At 52.0% G+C, this 19,476-nt stretch carries 23 protein-coding genes and 1 riboswitch; of the genes, 7 read left to right on the forward strand and 16 right to left on the reverse strand.

The window, feature by feature from the left end:
• Positions 1-77: 77 nt before the first annotated feature.
• From JRI89_09665 to JRI89_09730, 14 genes are all read right to left on the reverse strand, one after another.
• On the reverse strand, positions 78-419 hold the full coding sequence (locus JRI89_09665; GenBank protein ID MBW2071509.1) for an energy transducer TonB: 342 nt from the start codon (positions 417-419) through the stop codon (positions 78-80).
• A 509-nt stretch (positions 420-928) separates the two neighbouring features.
• Positions 929-1,348, reverse strand: a complete 420-nt coding sequence (locus JRI89_09670) for a biopolymer transporter ExbD (protein MBW2071510.1) — start codon at positions 1,346-1,348, stop codon at positions 929-931.
• A 114-nt stretch (positions 1,349-1,462) separates the two neighbouring features.
• Positions 1,463-2,137, reverse strand: coding sequence for a MotA/TolQ/ExbB proton channel family protein (locus tag JRI89_09675; GenBank protein ID MBW2071511.1), 675 nt, complete (start codon positions 2,135-2,137; stop codon positions 1,463-1,465).
• A gap of 9 nt (positions 2,138-2,146) precedes the next feature.
• A complete protein-coding gene (locus tag JRI89_09680; GenBank protein ID MBW2071512.1) occupies positions 2,147-2,944 on the reverse strand; it encodes an ABC transporter ATP-binding protein in 798 nt (265 codons plus the stop codon).
• A 2-nt stretch (positions 2,945-2,946) separates the two neighbouring features.
• Positions 2,947-3,945 (reverse strand): iron ABC transporter permease, encoded by a 999-nt coding sequence (locus JRI89_09685; protein ID MBW2071513.1) that lies wholly within the window; start codon positions 3,943-3,945, stop codon positions 2,947-2,949.
• A gap of 100 nt (positions 3,946-4,045) precedes the next feature.
• Positions 4,046-4,900: a cobalamin-binding protein gene (locus JRI89_09690; GenBank protein MBW2071514.1), complete on the reverse strand. Its 855-nt coding sequence runs from the start codon at positions 4,898-4,900 to the stop codon at positions 4,046-4,048.
• Between the two features lie 94 nt (positions 4,901-4,994).
• The gene (locus JRI89_09695) at positions 4,995-7,037 is read right to left on the reverse strand and encodes a TonB-dependent receptor (protein ID MBW2071515.1); all 2,043 of its coding nucleotides are present in this window, start codon (positions 7,035-7,037) and stop codon (positions 4,995-4,997) included.
• A 108-nt stretch (positions 7,038-7,145) separates the two neighbouring features.
• Positions 7,146-7,406 carry a hypothetical protein gene (locus JRI89_09700; protein MBW2071516.1) on the reverse strand — a complete coding sequence of 87 codons (261 nt, stop codon included), beginning with the start codon at positions 7,404-7,406 and terminating at the stop codon, positions 7,146-7,148.
• 262 nt (positions 7,407-7,668) lie between these two features.
• A riboswitch (cobalamin riboswitch) is annotated at positions 7,669-7,876 on the reverse strand.
• A gap of 122 nt (positions 7,877-7,998) precedes the next feature.
• Positions 7,999-8,997 carry a D-cysteine desulfhydrase gene (locus JRI89_09705; protein ID MBW2071517.1) on the reverse strand — a complete coding sequence of 333 codons (999 nt, stop codon included), beginning with the start codon at positions 8,995-8,997 and terminating at the stop codon, positions 7,999-8,001.
• A gap of 195 nt (positions 8,998-9,192) precedes the next feature.
• A complete protein-coding gene (locus JRI89_09710) occupies positions 9,193-9,918 on the reverse strand; it encodes an amino acid racemase (GenBank protein ID MBW2071518.1) in 726 nt (241 codons plus the stop codon).
• A 26-nt stretch (positions 9,919-9,944) separates the two neighbouring features.
• Entirely contained in the window at positions 9,945-10,670 is a 726-nt protein-coding gene (locus JRI89_09715) for an amino acid ABC transporter ATP-binding protein (protein ID MBW2071519.1), read from the reverse strand.
• Complete coding sequence (locus JRI89_09720) at positions 10,667-11,326, reverse strand: amino acid ABC transporter permease (GenBank protein MBW2071520.1); 660 nt, start codon at positions 11,324-11,326, stop codon at positions 10,667-10,669. The genes JRI89_09715 and JRI89_09720 overlap by 4 nt, the downstream gene beginning before the upstream one ends.
• A complete protein-coding gene (locus tag JRI89_09725; protein MBW2071521.1) occupies positions 11,323-12,042 on the reverse strand; it encodes an amino acid ABC transporter permease in 720 nt (239 codons plus the stop codon). The genes JRI89_09720 and JRI89_09725 overlap by 4 nt, the downstream gene beginning before the upstream one ends.
• A 66-nt stretch (positions 12,043-12,108) precedes the next feature.
• Entirely contained in the window at positions 12,109-13,005 is an 897-nt protein-coding gene (locus tag JRI89_09730) for a transporter substrate-binding domain-containing protein (GenBank protein MBW2071522.1), read from the reverse strand.
• Positions 13,006-13,396: 391 nt separating this feature from the next.
• Between JRI89_09730 and arfB the strand changes: the two genes are divergently transcribed.
• The 4 genes from arfB (at position 13,397) to JRI89_09750 (ending at position 15,558) form a co-directional block, all read left to right on the forward strand.
• Positions 13,397-13,813, forward strand: coding sequence for an aminoacyl-tRNA hydrolase (gene arfB, locus JRI89_09735; GenBank protein MBW2071523.1), 417 nt, complete (start codon positions 13,397-13,399; stop codon positions 13,811-13,813).
• A gap of 96 nt (positions 13,814-13,909) precedes the next feature.
• On the forward strand, positions 13,910-14,068 hold the full coding sequence (locus tag JRI89_09740; protein ID MBW2071524.1) for a hypothetical protein: 159 nt from the start codon (positions 13,910-13,912) through the stop codon (positions 14,066-14,068).
• Positions 14,069-14,138: 70 nt separating this feature from the next.
• Complete coding sequence (locus JRI89_09745; GenBank protein MBW2071525.1) at positions 14,139-14,528, forward strand: FxsA family protein; 390 nt, start codon at positions 14,139-14,141, stop codon at positions 14,526-14,528.
• Positions 14,529-14,670: 142 nt separating this feature from the next.
• Positions 14,671-15,558 carry a radical SAM protein gene (locus JRI89_09750; protein MBW2071526.1) on the forward strand — a complete coding sequence of 296 codons (888 nt, stop codon included), beginning with the start codon at positions 14,671-14,673 and terminating at the stop codon, positions 15,556-15,558.
• A gap of 14 nt (positions 15,559-15,572) precedes the next feature.
• On the opposite strand, the gene JRI89_09755 is transcribed toward JRI89_09750, so the two are convergent.
• On the reverse strand, positions 15,573-16,103 hold the full coding sequence (locus JRI89_09755) for a hypothetical protein (GenBank protein MBW2071527.1): 531 nt from the start codon (positions 16,101-16,103) through the stop codon (positions 15,573-15,575).
• 292 nt (positions 16,104-16,395) lie between these two features.
• On the opposite strand from JRI89_09755, the gene JRI89_09760 reads away from it, so the two are divergent.
• The 3 genes from JRI89_09760 (at position 16,396) to JRI89_09770 (ending at position 18,284) form a co-directional block, all read left to right on the forward strand.
• Positions 16,396-16,644: an AbrB/MazE/SpoVT family DNA-binding domain-containing protein gene (locus JRI89_09760; protein MBW2071528.1), complete on the forward strand. Its 249-nt coding sequence runs from the start codon at positions 16,396-16,398 to the stop codon at positions 16,642-16,644.
• Positions 16,628-17,047 (forward strand): type II toxin-antitoxin system VapC family toxin, encoded by a 420-nt coding sequence (locus JRI89_09765; protein ID MBW2071529.1) that lies wholly within the window; start codon positions 16,628-16,630, stop codon positions 17,045-17,047. Before JRI89_09760 ends, JRI89_09765 begins: the two co-directional genes overlap by 17 nt.
• Positions 17,048-17,387: 340 nt before the next feature.
• Positions 17,388-18,284: an EamA family transporter gene (locus JRI89_09770; GenBank protein ID MBW2071530.1), complete on the forward strand. Its 897-nt coding sequence runs from the start codon at positions 17,388-17,390 to the stop codon at positions 18,282-18,284.
• 85 nt (positions 18,285-18,369) lie between these two features.
• Here JRI89_09770 and JRI89_09775 read toward each other — a convergent pair whose 3' ends face one another.
• The gene (locus JRI89_09775; GenBank protein MBW2071531.1) at positions 18,370-19,449 is read right to left on the reverse strand and encodes an ABC transporter ATP-binding protein; all 1,080 of its coding nucleotides are present in this window, start codon (positions 19,447-19,449) and stop codon (positions 18,370-18,372) included.
• Positions 19,450-19,476: the final 27 nt, after the last annotated feature.

Raw genomic sequence — 19,476 nt, forward strand, 5'->3', positions numbered from 1 at the left:
TATTATAACGCATGGAAAGCTGTCTTCAATCCAACTCACAAGCAGTGAATGTCTCATGGGTTTTGAGTTTGACTGAATTACATTTCGAGTTTGAAAGAGATGGGCACCAGTACCCAGCTGGCAATGTGCCTTTCTCCCAGACGGCCGGGATTGAACCGCCAATTCCTGACAGCCTGAACAGCTGCATCATCAAGAATCTTGTATCCAGAACTTTCCTTGATCTGCACAGTAGCCACATGACCATCTTCCAGGACGTATACTCTGAGCAGAACGGTGCCCTGATAACCGCGTCTGACAGCCAGGCGAGGATAGTGCGGTTCCGTGCGATAGCCATACTGAGGAGGCTGTGGCTTGACGTAGGCCCCACTACCTGATGTCGCCTTGCTGCCGGGAGACGCCAGCTGTCCACCCGGGATCAAGGCGGCCCTCTTGTCTGCTGAGTTCGGTGGAGATGGAGTTTTTGGGCCTGGCACTTGCTTGTTGGACTCTGTGTGCCCGGTATCATGCTCAGGAAGAGAAGGCGGCAAATCAGTTTCGGGGGGGGCTGATGGTTGTGCCTGCGAGGCTGTTATGCTTGCAGGTTTAGTTGGTGCAGCTTTTCTGGATTGGAGCTGACTATGTGCCTGAACTCGCTTCTTCTTCGGCTTTGATGTGGCCAGCTTGCGGCCGGGCTTCTGTACGGTGGTCCTTTTCTTGCTGACAGGTTTTCTTCTGACAGGAGAGCGGCTGGCAGGCTTGGCTGCTGACTTTGCTCGAGGTTTCTGTTTTCCAACGGTGGCCGGCCGCACCTCCGCAGCAGGCCGCAGGGCCACGAGAGTGACGCTCATGGCCAGCGGGGTCGGACCCTGTCCTCGGGAGAGCCAGCCCTGAGGAGCCTCCCAGAAAAAGAAGCAGAGGTGTACCAGCAGAGCAAGAGCCCCAGCCGCGATCAAATCCCTTCTGGAGTTTCGTTCCACTTTGTCTCGAGAGCTACCTGAGTTATGCCGGCCTGGCGCACAGTGTCCAATACCTCTATGATATTCTGGTAGTCTACCGTACGTTGGCCTGCGATAAAAACCTTCAGCTGTGGTTGGAGTTGCTTTTTCTGGGTCAGTTTTTCCTTCAGTTCCGCCAGTCCGAGCGGGATCTTGTCCATGTAGATCACCCCCGAAGCATCTACAGATATACTGATATAGTCGGTCCGATCAAGTGCTGCAGTGGACGCCTGGGGAAGGTCGAGGCGAATTCCTCTATGAACTACCATGGACAGCATGGCATAGATGAAGAAAACAAGCAGCAAGAACACCGTATCTATGAGGGGGATCATCTCGATGCGGCCGCGCTTCATGGTCCTCCTTTTCAGCTTCATAGACAAACCTCCCCGGCAGGACGATTACAGAACTCCATATTCAAAAATTGGACAGTGAAGTGCTCCTTCCCGGTACATAATGGCCACGTGAGTGAAAGGAGCCCGCAGATCATTTCAGCTCACCTCTGAGTGTGGTTCTCGAGAACTGTCGGCAACGGCAGCGCCCTCGACCTCAGGAACAGTGCAGCCATGATTCTGTTTGTTCCAGACAATCTCCAGACTGGTGCCATATTTTTCCAGAAGTCTGACAGCGTCTTCAACGCGGGACTGAAAGTAATTATAGGGAATCAGGGTAAAGATGGCGATGGCCAACCCCGTGGCAGTAGTCAGCAGGGCCTGAGCAATACCGGCTGATACGGCCTGGGGGTGTTCAATACCTGCACCGCCTAGCAGATCAAAACTCTGGATTATACCTATCACCGTGCCGAGAATGCCGAGGAGAGGCGCTAGTGTGATAATGGTGTCGAGGATGGGCAAGTATTTCTCCATACGCTTGATTTCTTCTTCTGCTGCCATGTCCAGAGCATCTTTGAGAGAAAAATGGCGATGAAGGATGCCGCAGTAGAGCATGCGAGCCACATAGTCACGAGCGCCGTGGCTGAGCTGATCGATCCTGTCGAAGCGGTTTTGTTCAACCAGCTGCAAGATTTCGTCGACTACTTGCTGATTGCGGCCTCGACTCTGGCGGAGCCAGAAAAGAGAGCGTTCAATGATAAAGGTCAGCGACACCAACGAACAGAGCAGGAGCGGATACATTACTGGTCCGCCTTTATGAATGTAGACAAGCATTGCTGCACCTCACAATTGGTCGTCTGCAGCTGATGGCAGTGGCGTTATTCGGGGCTTGCCGGAAACGGGACTGCGATCCACGTACAAACGACACTTGTAGACGGGCTCCAGATGACGGGAGCAAACCACTTCCTCCGGGGTGCCTTGCACAACAAGACGGCCTCGGTCCAGGACGAGCAACCGGTCACAGAACTGGGCAGCGAGATTGATGTCGTGCGAAATGATCAGAGCACCAAGGTTGTCTTCACGCACCAGCTTCCGGGTAAGTACAAAAAGATCGAGCTGATGGCGAAGGTCGAGAAAAGCAGTGGGTTCATCCATCAACAGACATATGGGCTGTTGGCTCAGGGCGCGGGCCACCAGGGCCCGTTGACGTTCGCCGCTGCTGAGAGCTGCCAGCCGCCGGTTGGCAAGGTGACTGACGTGAACGCTTTCCATAGCCTGCTGGGCAATAATCACATCGCGCTCCTTTTCGAATTCCAGCAACGCGAGGTGAGGATAGCGTCCCATGAGCACGAGTTCGAGTACAGTGAAGGGGAAGTCGACAGGAGTTTCCTGACCGACCACTGCCAAGCGCTGAGCGAGAATCTTGCGATCCCAGGAAGACAAGGAGCGGCCTGCAAAGAGAACCTCTCCCTGTTGAGGAGTGAGGACGCCGTTGATGATTTTGAGGAGAGTGGTCTTGCCAGAACCGTTGGGACCAATGAGACCAAGAAATTCACCGCGGTTCAAGGTGAAGGAAATGTCTCTGAGCACCCAGTCGCTTCTGTAGCGAAAGGCAATGTTTCTGGCTTCCACAAGCGTCATGTCTATTCCAAAGTCCGGCGTATGAGATATATGAAGAAGGGACCGCCGAAGAGAGCCGTCAGTACGCCCACTGGCAGTTCGCCCTGATATGTTAGTGTTCTGGCAAGCATATCGCAGATTACCAGAAAGGCAGCCCCTGAGAAAAAGGCTGTTGGCAGCAGCAGTCGGTGATCTGAGCCCACCAGGAAACGAAGGGCGTGCGGTATGATGAGACCGACAAAGCCAATAATGCCGCTGAGGCAGACCACTGCACTGACTATCAGCGAGACGAGAACAAAAAGAGTCTTTTTCAAGCGCTCTACGCGAACTCCCAGGTGGATGGCAGTCTCTTCCCCGGCGACCATGAGATTAAGAGGACGCGCGGTTCCATAGACAAAGGCCAGGCCCACCAACACCAGCGGCAGCAGAACAGCCACTTCTTTGAAAGCAGCAAAACCGAGGTCGCCCATGAGCCAGTGGAGGATATTGTGGATTTTGTGATTTCGGGTTATGGCAATGAGAAACATAATGGCCGCGGAAAAAAATGCGTTGACGATCACCCCGGAGAGAAGCAGAACATTTGTCTGGATGCGAGCATTGCCTCTGGCAATTCCCATGACCAGCACAATGGTGGCAAGAGCGCCAGCAAAGGATGCCCCCATCACCCCCGGGAAGAAAGCCCAACCCAGAAGGATGCCCAGAATAGCGCCAAAGGCCGCGCCACCTGAGATGCCGAGAATAAAAGGCTCGGCCAGGGGGTTGCGCAGAAGAGCCTGAAACACAACGCCAGCCACAGCGAGAGTACCGCCAACCAGAGCTCCCAGCAGAATTCGGGGCAGTCTGATCTTGAGCAGAATGGTGCGGCTGGTGTCATTGAGGACCCTCATGCCCAGCAGTTCACGCAGCACTGCCCCGCTCTGTAAATGGGCCGGACCTGCCGTCAGTGACAGCAGACAGACTGCAAGGAGCACTGCCAGCAGCAGCAGTGATATGAGTGTTATCCTGGATGGCGTTGCTCGCATGGTCCCAAAGTGATAATAGCCGGCCGGCTAATTGTAAAGAACAAAGTCGAAAGATGCCCAGCCCGGCTGTTGTGCAACTGCCCAGAGATGCTGTTCAATTTCAGGGAAATCTCTCCGGATGAATAATCCGGGCGAGCGTCTCCAGTCCGTCGACAATCCGCGGCGAGGGCCGATCACAGATATCAGAGTCGATCGGATAAATCAGCTTGTGTTTTACCGCGGGAATCTGCGGCCACTGCTGCCAGAACTGTTTTGCCTTTTCAAAGGAAAAACCTCGCGCCATAGAGGTGATGATGATGACCTGGGGCTGGGCCACGAGAACGCGCTCGATGTTGAAGCGAGGGTAGCCTGAACTGGAAGCGGCAATGTTCAAGCCTCCGGCCTTTCTGATCAGGACGTCTATAAATGTCCCTCGACCCGCAGAAATAACAGGTTCGATGCCAATCTGGAAAAAAACTTTTGGCCTTGGTTCTCCACACACTCTGGCTTCCACCTGATGAATGCGTCGGGTCATTTGTCGGGCCAACGAGCTGGCTGCCTCCTCGGCGCCGATAACCCTGCCAATATTGGTCACCGTGACAGTAATTTCTTCCAGGTTCTTCGGGTCGGTAACAAAGACAGGAATGCCCAGTTCTGAGAGACGCTCCACCAGAACTTTGGGATTGCCGTCCCTGGTGCCAATAACCAGATCTGGCTGCAGGGCCACTATGCGCTCGAGATTGGGATACACATAAGAGCCCACTTTGGCAACTTTCCTGGCCTGCACTGGATAATTGCTGAACTGACTTACTCCCACCACACGGTTGCCGGCACCCAGGGCAAAGAGAATCTCGGTGATGCTCGGCGCCAGGGAGACTATTCGCTTGCAGTATTCCGGCACTGCAACCAGCCTGCCAGCCTCATCAGTGACCGTTCCACAGTAGCCGACTGTGGACAGCAATATAAGAAGGCTCAACAAGAGCGGTGCACTCTTCCCTCCAAGTTTGCTGAACAGGCATGGAGTCATTGTTTGGACAACTTCTCTCTACTTGCAAGTTGAGGGCAGTTTGTCAGAGCAGAATCTCGACACCGCCCATGGCACTGAATTCAGGAGAAGAATAACCAATAACCTCCTGGTAATGATTGTCGAAGACATTCTGCCCCTTGACAAAAAACTTCAGCTGCTGCACGGGACCCTGTCTTATCTGGGTGGTATAGGAGGCTGCTGCGTCAAGGGTGAAATAATCGTTGTTTTGCAGACGCTTGGTAGTAAACGTGTAAAAAGGAGATGTGTCAAGTGCCTGGAACAACAGGTCGTCTCTGTCTCCCACATAGGTGCCTCTTATGTTTACATTGAACTGGCGCCATAGCCAGTTCACAAAAAAGGAAGCAGAATGCTTTGGCCGCCGCAGAAGTTTCTTGCCCTTGGCAAAAGCAAGATTCGTGAGGCCGCCATCGTCTGTTACCTCGGTGTTCAAATAGGTGTAGTTGCCTCCCAGGGTAAGGCCAGGGCCAGGTTTGGCCAGAAAGGTGAACTCCAGCCCCCAGGCCTCTGCTTTCTGGATGTTTTCGAAGGTAAAGATGGGTGCTTCATAAACAGCAGCAATGAGGTCCTTGAACTTGCTGTTGAAATAGGTGAAGCTCAGGGCGACTTTGTTGTTCAGTAGAGTCTGGTCGACACCTACTTCCCAGGAAAATGTTTTTTCCGGATCCAGCTTTGGATTGCCTATGGCGCCAAATCCCCCGAAATTTTCTAGAAAAGTCGGCTCCTTGATGCCAGTGCCAACTGCTGCCCGCAGTTTTGTGCCAGTTTCCCTGATGTCCAGCGCCACCGAACCCCTGGGCGATGTCTTGCTGCCATACTCACTGTTGTCATCTACGCGGACACCTCCAGTGAGAAACAGGCGGTTGAACAAGCCCAACTGCTCCTGCAAATAGAAGGCGTTATTGTGGCGGCTCTTGTCAGCGGTCTCAGTTGATGGAAAAGAACCGAAAGGCGGTGGACCAAAAACAATTGTGGCCAGACTGTCCAGATCGAGCGCTTCTCTATCGTATGCATATCCAGCTGTAAATACGGATTTCAAGGCCTCGCCTCTGGCAAAGCGCAGGTTCAGGTGATAATCAATAGTTGCCCTGGTTTCGCTGCTCTCAGAATGACTGCCGGGTGGAGCGTCCAGTGCGGTCTGCTTGTTGGGCGGATCGTCGTACGTCTTGTCCGATCTGTGAAACCCTAGCTGGAAGACGTTTTCCCACCAGGGAAGCATGTTGTTGCGGGTTTGCACACCTATAACCGTATCACGGTCTCTCTGATATTGATCAGGATCCAGCCCCGGAAAGCTTTTGTCAACACGATCTCCGCCGAGTTCAGTGGGAAACTCATATTTGCTGTCAGCATAACGCGCAGTCAGGTTTATTTCCCAGATTTCAGATGGATAGACGTCGAGGCGGCCGCTGAAAGTGTTATTGTAGTAGTCGTTGTTCACGTTCAGAATCCCCTTGTCGTCTATCCTGCCGTATGCGAAGGAATAGCCGATTCGCTCGTTTCCACCTGAGACGCCTATCTTCTGCTCGCCGATGTAACGGCCGCCCTCATGGTGCGCGCCGTTGGCCGTAGAGAGCCTGATGGTTGGCTTGCCCTGGCCTCTCTTGGTTATGATGTTGATTACCCCGCCCATGGCGTCTGAACCGTACAGGGCGCTCTGGGGGCCCCGAATGATCTCTATTCTTTCGATATTGTCAGTGGTAAGATTCGAAAAGTCATAGTCGCCGCCGGCCAGATTGACGTGGACTCCATCGATCATGATGAGCGTGAAGTTGTTCTCACCGCCTCTGGGGTATAGAACAGTTGTGCCACCGCGGGAGCCGGTCTGCGAGATGTTCAGGCCAACCACATTCTGGAGGAGCTGCGACACATCAGTAATGTGGCGACGCTGGATCTCGTCTGCTGTTATCACAGTAGCTGAGACGCCGAGCTCTGTGACTGGCACCTCGGTTCTGGTAGCAGTAACCACCACTGGCGCCAGTGTAGTCTCTTCCTGTTCCTGAGCTGTTGCGGGCACTGCGATCGCCGCTGCCATGAGTATACTCGAAATGAAAAGGTGTGCTCTTTTCATAAAACCCTCCCAAGAAATATAGCCTTTGCAACAGGCTGGATACCCTTAAGAAAACTGCAAGATAGCTCTTGCTGAAGGTGGAAGACTCCTATTCGGATCAGCAAAAAATCAGCCGTATAACCGCAAGGGGTCTCCGAATATTTCAAGTTTGCCTGCTTCATTCAAGCGGGCCTTCACACAAGAGACGTGCTGGGCTCCCTGGGTGAGCAGGAGATGGCAGGCATCTTCCACATCGTAGAAGCCTTCTGTGCCGGCAGCAAGAACAGTGCTGTCGCCTGGAAGGCCCAGGCCGGCCATTGCCTCTTCAACAGAAAAGGACTCGGGCAGATTGCCGCTGTCAGTGAGGTAAACGATTATGCCTTTCTTCATCTGTTGCCTCCTTTCTCTGGACAATAATTTTTTGGATGTGTTTACTGCTGCCTGGCATGAGCAGGATGAACTGTTGCCCGGCAGACCTCTGCCAGGGTTGGTTTCCAGAGACGGCCGGTCGGGCTAAACCGACCGTCTCCTGGAAACTGGTTGAGGTTGAGGAGTGGTGCAAAAAAAAATCCTTGAGCTGCTTTGAGCTCAAGGATTGCACCCAGTTTACTTGATCCTCAAGGATCGCCGATTGCAGCCAGCTCCTCGTGGCCTCCTCGACCGGTACTCAGGCAGGTCTTCTGGCTTCCCTGCCCCCCAGGCTGCCTTCCCACCCCGCTTCAGCGAGACAGTGGCAACATGTTGCCAGGAGGGTTCCCTTTCCCTGAAGGAAAGAGCAGGGTTACAGCGGCGGGACCGCTCCCGATTTGCACGGGATTCCCTATTGAGCCCAGATGGGCACCTGAGTTGTGAGTATCCCTTTTACTATAGCGAAAGAGCAAAAATCAAGTGAAAAATTCAACTGCCATGTTCAGCCGATCAGCTGATTATGGCGGTCGTTGGATGTCATTTTACTTGTTTCAAGGCCTGCAACCCTCGCCCTTTACTGCATGAATTCTGGGACGTAGGCGTACAGGGCGGGTGAGCCGCCGGTGTGGACGAAGAGCACGTTTTCATCTTTACGGAAGTAATCCTTTCTCAGCAGATCGATGAGGCCGGCCATTGCCTTGCCGGTGTAGACGGGGTCTAGAAGAATTGCTTCAGTTCTGGCCACCAGCTTAACGGCTTCCACCATCTCAGGCGTGGGCAGGGAGTACCCCGGCCCCACATAATCAGCAAAGCAAAGCACGGCATCTCTTGGTATTCCTGCTGCAATTCCGAGAAGAGAGGCAGTTTGCTCCGCAAGATGGTGTACTATTTCTTCCTGAATCTCCTTGGGGCGGCTGACATTGATGCCAATTACGTCAATATTGCTGTTGGTCCCGGAGAAACCGGTTACCAGGCCGGCGTGAGTGCCAGCACTGCCGCTGGCACAGACCACCTGATCTATTCTGACACCATTTTCAAACGCTTGCGCCAGTATTTCTTCGGCACAGGCCACATAGCCGAGGGCGCCAATGGGAGTGGAAGCACCACCTGGTATCACGTATGCTTTTCCTCCCTCTGCTGCCACCTCTGCTGCCACCTGCTGCATTTCTTGCATCATATCGGAGCCGCCGGGTACAACTTTAATTTTTTCTACTCCCATGAGATGAAAGAGCAAGTTGTTGCCGCTGGCCTTGGGGCTGTAGCTGCCTGGAACGCGTTCCTCCAGAACCAGGCGGCATTTCAGGCCTTCTTTAACTGCGGCAGCCAGAGTCAAGCGACAGTGATTGGACTGGACCGCGCCGCAGGTAATGAGGGTGTCAACCTGCTGGGCGAGGGCGTCGGCAACGAGAAATTCCAGCTTTCTGGTCTTGTTGCCGCCGGCAGCCAGACCAAGAAGGTCGTCCCTTTTCATGTAAATGGTGGGGCCACCTAGGGCTCGGGAAAGACGGGAAAGCTTTTCCAGAGGGGTGCGGCCTTCAGTATATCGTCTGCGAGGAAAGCGCGCTAGGTTCATAACGATTCCTTTCTTTGCATTGAGTGAGCCTGGTGTAGAAGCGGCCTTGCAGCCGACTGCTTCTCTGATAAAGGTCAGCCGAAAAATAGCCGGCTTTCAACTCTGACTAGATCCTCCCATGGCCTGGCGACTGGCGCCCTCAGTGCAAGTGATGTTTGCAAAAAGCAATTTGCCGAGGCAAATTTCCAGAGGCGCTTAACAGCTGTCAGAGAGTGGTTCGATTCCAGCCTGGCGAATGGCAGCCCTGGCGAGCAGGCCGAGCGAATCAAAGTAGGGCACCTGGAGATGCTCCTGGCTCAAAGCCAGAGGAATCTCGGTGCAGCCGGCAACTATCCCTGCTGCTCCCCTGCGGATGAGTCTGCCGACAACCTCGATGAGATCGGCCCTGATTGCAGGACGCGAACGTTGGGGGGAGCTTTTCTTGAGATCGTAGATGGCCTGCATAACCAGATTCTGGTCGGCTGCCTCGCAGGTGATGGTCTCGATATCACTTTCACTTAGACGCTTCTGGAATGCCCGGCCCTGAATTGTACCTGAAGTGGCCAGCAACCCTACCTTTTTGACTCCGGGATGTTGAGTCGCTATAGCCTCTGCTACCATATCAAAGATTGAAAGGATCGGCAAGGTTGTCTGTTCCTGCAATTCTTCCAGGAAATAGTGAGCCGAGACACAGGGAATGATGATGAAATCCGCACCGGCCTGCGCCAGTGTCCTGCATCCTTGCACCAGCATGGGCACAGGGGACTCTCCTTTGCCAGTAATGGCTGCAGTGCGGTCGGGCACCTCTGGATTCGAGTAGATGATGACCCGCAAATGGTCCTGATCTCTTGTTGCCGGGGTATTTTGAATTATCATGGCAAAGCAAGCCAGAGTTGCTTCAGGTCCCATACCACCTAGAATACCGATGACTTTTCGTGACATTTGTGCCCGCCTCTTTTATGGTGCACTCAGACCAGAATCTGGCTGAGAAAGTCTCTGGTGCGTTCGTACTTGGGATTCCTGAAGAATTGCTCGTCCGTACCTCGTTCGACAATCTTGCCCTCGTCCATGAAGATAATTTCGTCCGCCACCTCCCTGGCAAAGCCCATTTCGTGAGTCACCACGATCATGGTCATTCCCTCTTTGGCAAGGTCAACCATGACTTCGAGTACCTCGTTGATCATTTCTGGATCCAGCGCTGAAGTGGGCTCATCGAACAGCATGTACTTCGGTTCCATAGCCAGACTGCGAGCAATGGCAACCCGCTGCTGTTGTCCCCCTGAAAGGTTGGCCGGGTATTCGTGGGCCTTATCGGGTATGCCCACCCTTTCAAGGAGCTCCATGGCCTTTTTCTCCGCCTCCTTTTTGGTTTTCTTGAGCACTTTCATGGGAGCAAGGCTGATGTTGCGAAGGGCCGTCATGTGCGGGTACAGTTCGAAGCGCTGAAATACCATACCGATCTTCTGTCTGAGCTGATAAAAGTTGGTTTTGGGATCGCTCAGGGAGGTGCCGTCAACCAGGATCTCTCCTTGTTGATACGGCTCCAGTCCGTTGATACAGCGAAGGAGGGTGCTCTTGCCGGAACCACTTGGCCCACAAATTACCACGGTCTGCCCTCGACGGATTGTCTCGTTGATGTCGATGAGCACTTGAAAATCACCGAACCACTTGCTGACATTCTTGATTTCTATCATAGGATTCCTGACTTCCTCGCCTTTCCTTCAAAGTGGAGAGATATCTTGGAACCGATAAAGCAGAAAACGAAAAAGACAATGGCAACGAATCCGAACAGCTGAATTGAACGCACCTCCAGGTTGTCTACAATTGAGGTACGTCTGACAAACTCCTGCACACCGATGACGAAGGCAAGGCTGGTGTCCTGGAAAGTGACGATGGATTGGGTGATCAGGCTGGGCAGCATGCGTCTGAAAGCCAGAGGGATCAGAATATAACGAGCTGTCTGCGAATAAGTCAGACCTGTGGAGTAGGCCGCATGTATCAAGTCTCTACTGATAGACTGGTAGCCGGCGCGAAATATCTCTCCAAAATACGTTGCTTCAAAGATAATGAATGAAATGACTGCTGAGAGAAAGGGATTGAGAGGTCTGCCGGCGAATATGGGCATAACGAAATAGAACCAGAATATGACCAGAATAAGCGGCATATTGCGGACAAAATTGACGTAGACAGTGACTGGTTGATAGATCCACTTGCTCCTCGAAATCCTGCCCAGACCCACCATGATCCCCAGGGCAATTCCTCCTGCCAGAGCCCAGAAAGTGAGCTGGAGGGTAACCAGAAATCCCCCCATCAAGAACGGCAGGTTGCGGGCCACAGCATCGAACATCATTGCCTCCCGATCATGCCGGGAATCTTGAATTTGGCTTCAATGATCCCCATGAGGCGCACCACGGTGAGTCCAAGGAGCAGGTAGATCAACATGGCTCCTGTAGTTGCCTCCAAGCCGTGGAAGGTTTCAGCGTCGATTCGGTAGCTCATAAAAGTCAATTCAGCCACTCCTATGGTCATGGCGATGGATGAATTCTTGAAAATTGTGAGAAACTCAGTGGTGATAGGTGGTATGATGATTCGCAGGGCATACGGGATAATCACATAACGATACATTTGGTAGTAGGTCATTCCAGTTGACAGAACTGCCTGATATTGCTCTTTGTTGATAGAGGCAAAGCCGGCGCGCATGTGTTCAGCTACACGTGAGGCCGTATACAGTCCCAGAGCAAAAATAGAAACGTAGTAGTTGAGACCCAGAATCTGGTTGATTTCCCTGCCGATATGTTCACCGAAAATCATGGGCCCGGCATAGTACCAGAAGAAAAGCTGGACCAGGAAAGGTATATTTCGAAAGAGTTCAGTGTAGGCCGTGGCAACGAAGCGCAACCAGCGCCACGGGGTCACCCGCAGGGTTCCAATCATAATGCCGAGGAACAGTGCGATGATCCAGGCGATGAAACCGATCTTCAAGGTGAGCCAGATGCCTTGCAGCAGCCAAATGCCGTAAGGCTGCCGCCACAGTACGCCCCAGTCGAACGTGTAGTTCATTCCCATGAGTTGTATTCCAGACAGGGAGAAGCAGAGGGAGGCCGACAAACCTCCCTCTATCGAGAAGAAGAGCTATTTTTTCCACCAACCGTCTGAAATGGGATAGACCATCATCTGTAGATAGTTCCTGTAGGCTTCGGACATAGGGATGGGGACAACACCATTGGGTCCCATCCATTTATCGTACAGTTCAAAGAATTTGCCGGTCTTGATGGACCAGATTATGGTGTTGTTAACGAAGTCCCGGAAGTCGGAGTTTCCCTCACGCATAATATAGGCATAGGGTTCGTAGGCAATAGCAAAGGGGACGGTCATCCATTTTTCCGGGTGCTGATCTTTCATTCGCAATCCTTCCAGAAGACTGCGGTCAGTGGAGTAGGCCTCGATTTTTCCACTTTTCAAAGCCAACATTCCCTGAGGATGGGTTTCAGTGACAACAATGTCCCTGGGTTTAAATTTACCTTGTTTGGCCAGAGCTTCCACTGCCCGCAGGTTCGTTGTCCCCCTGGCGGCACCCACCCGTTTGCCGTTGAGATCCTCCAGCTTGGTGATGCCGCTGTCCTTGGCAACCAGGAAGGTGGTCTCTGAGAAGAAGAAAATCATGCTAAAATCAGCCTGTTCTTCCCGCTTCTGGGTGTAGGTGGTGGAGCCCATTTCCACGTCGATGGTACCGTTTACTACCATGGGTATACGAGTTTTCGGGGTAACGGTGTACGGTACTATCTCAATTTTCTTGCCGAATCGTTTGCTGAGGTTTTCCGCCAACAGATGAGCCATATCTACAGAAAAGCCAACGTGCTTTCCCACCTTTGGGTCCACATAGGCGAAAGGTATGGATCCCTCCCTGAACCCCAGTTTGATCTTGCCTGTCTTCTCTATCTGGTCCATGGTCTGATCAGCCAAGACCGGCGCGGCCAAAAGAGACACACAGCAGGCAATTGCCAGAGCAATTATCCCTACTCTCTTCATTTTTTCCTCCTTTGCCTGGTGATGTGATGCAGATGAAATGATTGGACCGGAACAGTGCTTTAATGGAGCCAGCTCCGTACCCTGTACTTTTCCCGAGCAAGCGCTGTTCCGGGGCCCGCAATAAGATGCAAACCACTATAGCGCATCACGGTTTCCGAAGCAACAACAGGCCCGTCCTCCACATTCACGGTTTTATGGGCTTGAGGGGTATGTAACCGTGTACTGTTGAAGAACGAGTCCTCGACTCTCTCCAGTGAAAAGAGAACATTGCACAGACTGTAAAGAGGGAGTATTCTGGTTGATACTGACGTCGTGTGTTCCCTGTGGCAGAGGGTTGCTTTTCACAGTTGGGACTTGCGCAGACTTAGCAGCAAGGTTGAGGGTTCCGACCATGCTGAGAATCTCAGACGAAATAGCTGTGCTAATGCATGAAGTGGAATTGCAGCCGATTCGGGCGCAGGGTGCGGGTGGTCAGAAGGTTAACAAGGTGGCCACCGCAGTGCACCTCCGTTTTGATATCAAGGGATCGTCGCTGCCTGAAACCTGTAAAGAAGCGCTGCTGAGGTACAATGATCATCGTATTTCAAAAGAGGGTATAATTATCATCAAGGCCCAGCGGTATCGCAATCTGGAAAAGAACAGAGAAGATGCACTCAACCGACTGAAAGAACTGATCAAGGGAGCGACTGTTGTCCGCAAAAAGCGAAAACCTACAAAGCCCCCACGAAGGTGGCAAGAAAGACGCCTCGAAAGCAAAATACGGCGAGGACAATTGAAAAGATTGAGACAAAGGATTGAAGAGGAATAGTCCTGTGACGCAGTGGCAACAACACATGATCACGAGTTAGAGCGATTTCAACATCAGCCAGATTCTTCCCTCTAATCTGGAGGCACGGTTGTTAAAATGAGTAGCAAGAACAAGATATTGGCCGGTCTGATTATGATTGCTGTGGTGGACTGGGTAGTTCCTCTGCCAATTGTCGGCATTCTGCTCATCTACGTGCTTCTGCAAAGGCCGCCATGGTTCAAGCAAATGGTAGCCCAGGTGTATGGCGCCGATTGAAGAGAGCAGAGCAGCGTCCTGCATACTGCAAATGCCGCAGCCGTGGACGGACTCACCAGGAGTTATTTGTATGTTTCTCAAGCTCTTTCTAGGTTTTACCCTTGTGCCCATCGCAGAGATCTATTTGCTGATCAAAATCGGCTCACACATAGGCGCACTCAATACCATTGCTGTGGTGATTGTTACCGGCATCCTGGGTGCTTCCCTGGCAAGGCTGCAGGGCCTTCAGACGCTTGTTAGGGTTCGGCAGAGTCTGGAGCATGGTGAACTCCCGGCAGAGGAAATGCTGGATGCCCTGCTTATCTTCGTGGCTGGAGTCGTGCTTTTGACGCCTGGCTTCATAACTGATCTTGCGGGGCTTGCCTTGCTGATTCCGCAGTCGAGGAACAGATTCAAACGGTGGCTGCGGAAAAAATTCGATGTGTGGATGACAACTCACCCTTATGGTGAGAGCTGGTAAGAGAGAGGAACGCCGTGCTGTCAGGAAAAGCGGCAGGATTATCTGGTGGTAAATGACCCGGAAAAGAGATCTATCCAAAAGAAGAAAATATAGATATTTATTTGGACCAGTACCCTCTCGTCGATTCGGGCGGTCTCTGGGTGTGGATCTTACGCCTTTCAAGACATGCAGTCTGGATTGCATCTTTTGTCAACTGGGGCGAACAACACACAAGACCGTTGTTCGCCAGGAATACGTTCCTACTGCTGAAGTAATTGCCGAACTGGAAAAGTGGTTAGAGACTGACGGCAAGGCAGACTATATTACCCTTTCCGGTTCAGGAGAACCAACACTGCATAGTTGCTTCGGCGAGGTTATCGAGTTCATCAAAGTAAAGAGCACAATTCCAACGGCGCTTCTAACTAATGGCACTATGCTGCAGTCCCAGGAAGTTCGGCAGGCGGCTTCTCAGGCCAATACTGTGAAGGTTTCTCTGAGCGCCTGGGATCAGGATTCCTACGAGAGAGTGAACCGACCCCACCAGCAATTGCAGTTCGATCAACTGGTTGAAAGTCAGAGGGTTTTTGCAGCGCAATTCAGCGGAAAATTATGGCTGGAGATTTTTCTTATAGAAGGCGTCAACTCAATGCCCGAGGATGTGAGAAAAATCGCCGCTTTGGTAAGGACAATCAATGTGGAACGTGTTCAATTTAACACTGCTATACGTCCCTCGGCTGAACAGTTTGTCAAACCGCTGTCACATGAAGACATGCGTGTTCTAGTTCACCTGTTTCAGCCGCCGGCAGAGATCATCCCAGAATTCAGCGCAGCCACAGTAAAAAAAATGCCGGTTACGCAAGAGATGGTTTTTTCCATGCTGCAGCGCCGTCCGTGCACGGCGGAACAAATAGCCGATGCATTCAACATGCATCCGAATGAGGTAGCGAAATATCTCGGAAGATTGCTTCGAACAGAAAGGATCCGAACAGTGCGCAAGAATGGCGTGGTTTACTATCTAGCCGCCGGCAGGGAAGTAATAATGGGGGACTAGAGTGCCCGGTAACATCAGCTTTCAATGTCTATGGCTTGCTCAAGTGACAGACCAGCACAGAATCTCTCGAACATAATTGTAGCCTTATCCATGTGTCCACCAGCAAATCTCAAGAACGCATCAACATGATTTCGCATGTTGAGATACCATGCTGCAATATCAGCGTCTGAGTACCCCAAGATTTTTCCCATTCTGGCATCATAACTGGCATCGTGGGGCAATTCTACGATCTCTGTTGCAGCAACCGTGGCCGTCTTCTTGCTCAAAGCGATGGTGAGGCCTATTATTCCGTCACTATCTGCGATCGGTGCCACGAAGAGAGTATTAGCGCACGGGGTTGGTTTTCGGTTGAACCAAGCATTAACAATTTTTTCAAACGTTGCTTTATCAACCGTTTGAGGCCAGTTATCAAAAATTACTGGTTTAGCCCCGGAGCACAATGCAACCATCTCGTCTTCAACGCCTCCGAAAGGGTCTATCTTGCCGCCTTGAGCGGCCTTCGTGAGCTCCTCGATAGTCATCTGCCATGCTTCCTTACTCTGCATGATTTCTCCCTGCGAAAAAGAGCGCGACCTTGTTAACTAAGGTATACTAACATGCTATCGTTCTTTTCTGCCAAGCTTTTCTTTTCCAGCTGAATGTCGGTTTCGATTTGGCAGGCAATGTATCAAGCCAGTTTGACCTTCCTGCCGCACCGCCTCAGCCAACAAAGTGCGGGTGAGAACACGAGATGTATGTCCAACCATCTGAAGGATCATGAGAACTTTCTCGTCTGTTTGACACAATGGAAAAACTGTCTTACAATGACGGTAAGACAGACAGCAGTGGGGATCAAATATGCCCGAAGCAGTTCTTTCTTCTAAAGGTCAGGTTGTCCTGCCCAGAGAGATTCGAGAGACACTGGGCTTGAGGGAAGGAGATCGTCTGCGGGTTGAGATCGAAGATGACCATATCACCATCCGACCGATACGGTCCAGTAATGTGCAGGACTGGCGACGCTGGCGCGGTGTTCTTGCTGGAACAACCGCCCTGGCAGATCACCTGGCCGAGCATAGTGAAGAGGTGACTGATGAGCGTCTGCCTTGATGCTTTCGCAATGCTGAGCTGGCTACAGGATGCGGCAGGAGCTCATGAGGTAGAAGAATATCTGACCCGGGCAGCCGAGGATGAACAATTCAATTGTTACCTTTCCACGATCAATCTGGGAGAGGTCTTCTATCGTCTTGTACGTGTTCGAAACCTTGAAGAGGCTGAAGCTTTCTGGGAAGAGGTTCGGCGGGGGAATCTGCCTGTGAAGCTGGTGGAACCCACGCGCAACAGAGTCCGTGAGGCAGCTCGCATAAAAGGTCAGTATCCTGTAGCTTTCGCGGATGCCTTCGCCGCCCAAACAGCGCGAGAAAAGGCAGTGCCACTGGTCACAGGTGATCCTGAATTGAAGATACTGGCAGACAAAGGCATGATTTCTTTGCTTTGGTTGGGACCCGCCTGATCAGCTGCTATGGCTGCCATTTCTCCGTTCAGTGGTTTTCGTTGTTTTTCCACTAATTTTTGTTGTTATTTCATTCTTCTCCATTCCTGGCCTAACAATTCTGATCTTGCTCGCTGCAACTGCCAGTTGAGTTAGGGATAATTGAGGATGGCCTCTATTCTCGGGATCGCTGTTTTTGTCCCCGTTGGTACAATAATCTTTACCACTTGCAAGCGGCTGTTTATGAAACATCCAGGCCAGGGTGCTTTTTGAGAGTAGTCGTTTTATGCTGGAGTGCGGCGAACACAATGTGGCAAATTAGGCTATCCCTTCGTCCCCGATCAAGAGAATTGTCAGGTATATGAATTTAACCGCTGTAGTGCTCGTTTTGCTATCTGCCGCCATTCATGTGGGTTGGAATTTCCTGACCAAATCCAGTGAAAGCCCCATGGCGTTTTCACTGTTGAAGGGTACTTTTTTGCTTGCCTTTGGGGCAGTGGTGCTGCTGAGCATACCTGGACAGATGATTCCGCAGGAACTGTGGATCTATGTCCTGGCCTCCGGGGTGATACACGGTATATATATTCTAGCCCTTAGTATTGCCTATGAAACGGGTGACATTTCGTATGTCTATCCCATTGCCAGGTCGGCACCGGCACTGGTGCCTGTTGCCGCTTTTTTCATACTCGGAGAAACGATCACTTGGCGTGGTGGTATCGGCATTGCGATTGTCATGACCTGCGTCTTGCTGCTCCAGTTCAGAAACAGCGGTGATTCTGAGGGGGAAGGACTCAGGACATCCATTCGCAAGAAAGACACCCGTTGGGCCTTCATTACCCTGGGGGCGGTGGTGGCCTACACCCTGGTGGACAAAGCAGCAATGGTCAGCTTCAGCAACCACCCAGAGATGCCGACGAGTGTTCGTGGACCGGTTTTTTTTCTCCTCCAGGTGATGCTCTGCTATTTGCTATTCTGGGGCTACTGGTTGATAAAGAAAAAACTGGCAATCAGAGAAGTGTGGAAAAGAGAATGGCCGCGCGGGCTGGTAGCAGCTGCTGGCACACTGGCTTCATATAGTTTGATCCTGCACGTCATGCAGACAGAAGAGGTCAGCTACATCGTCACTCTCCGCCAGGCTAGCGTGCTTCTAGCCGTACTGGTGGGCTGGTTCATTTTGCGGGAGCCGTATGGCAAGCAGCGGCTGATTCTTTCTGGAGCCATGGTGGTAGGATTCTATCTGGTGGCAACAGCAGCCTGACAGAAAAGGGAGTTTTGCAAAAAAGTAGCAGAAGATCATAGCCTTGTGCAGTTTGAATGCCATTGACAAAAGTGGCAGTCGAAAGTCAAACGTCTGTTTTCTTCACATAGACAGTAAGGGTATCGAGAGCCACAGCCACATTAGTCCCCCGGGCACGAAAGTGCGTCGGGTTTGCATCGTCAAGAGAGATGAGGTGGCCATTGGCCACTTCTATCTCGTATCTGGCCAGAGAACCGAGAAAAAAAGCATTTTTAATTTTCCCCCTGAGTGCTGCCTCACCTTCTTCTGCAAAGCGTAGCATCTCGGGACGGGCAACGATGGTCACCTCCTCACCCTCTTCAAAGCGGTCATCCACCTCCACCTCGAAGACGGCCTCATAGAGACTGATCTGCACCCGGTTTCCTGTCATTTTCTGCACCGTACCGTGCAGGTAGTTGGTTATGCCTATAAACTCGGCAACGAACTTGGTTGCCGGTCTGCGGTATATTTCTATGGGTGAGCCCACCTGTTCGATACGTCCCTGATTCATTACTAGCATAGTATCCGAGATGCTGGTGGCCTCTTCCTGATCGTGGGTTACGTAGATGGTGGTGATTCCCAGCCGTTCCTGCAGGTTCCGAATCTCCCCCCGCATGTAGAGACGCAGTTTGGCATCAAGATTCGACAGAGGTTCGTCAAAGAGCAAGACCTGTGGTTCGTTCACCAGCACCCGGGCAATGGCCACCCGCTGCTGCTGGCCGCCGGAAAGCTGGTCAGGCATCCGATCTTCCATGCCGCCGAGTTGCAGGAGTTCGAGGCCGGCTGCCACTTTTTTCTTTATCTCCGCCGCCGGAAGCTTTTTGATCTTGAGGCCGTAGGCAACATTTTCGAACACAGTCATATGTGGAAAAAGAGCATAATTCTGAAATACGGTCCCTGTTGGCCTCTGGTAAGGAGGCAGATGGTTGACCCGTTTTCCTCCCACAACTATGTCGCCCTCCTCGGGCTCGTAAAAGCCTGCGATACATCGCAGGGTAGTAGTCTTGCCGCAGCCACTCGGACCCAAAAGAGTAGTGAGTTTGCCAGCCTCGAAATCATGGCTGAACCGATCTACAGCGAGTATTTCCTCTCCCTTTTTGCCAAAGCGCTTGGTGACGTTCTTCAAAAGAACAGGGACCCTGGTCATACTGATCTCCTAACACTCAACAGTACC

It is taken from the genome of Deltaproteobacteria bacterium, assembly GCA_019309045.1.
GTDB lineage: Bacteria > Desulfobacterota > Syntrophobacteria > BM002 > BM002 > JAFDGZ01.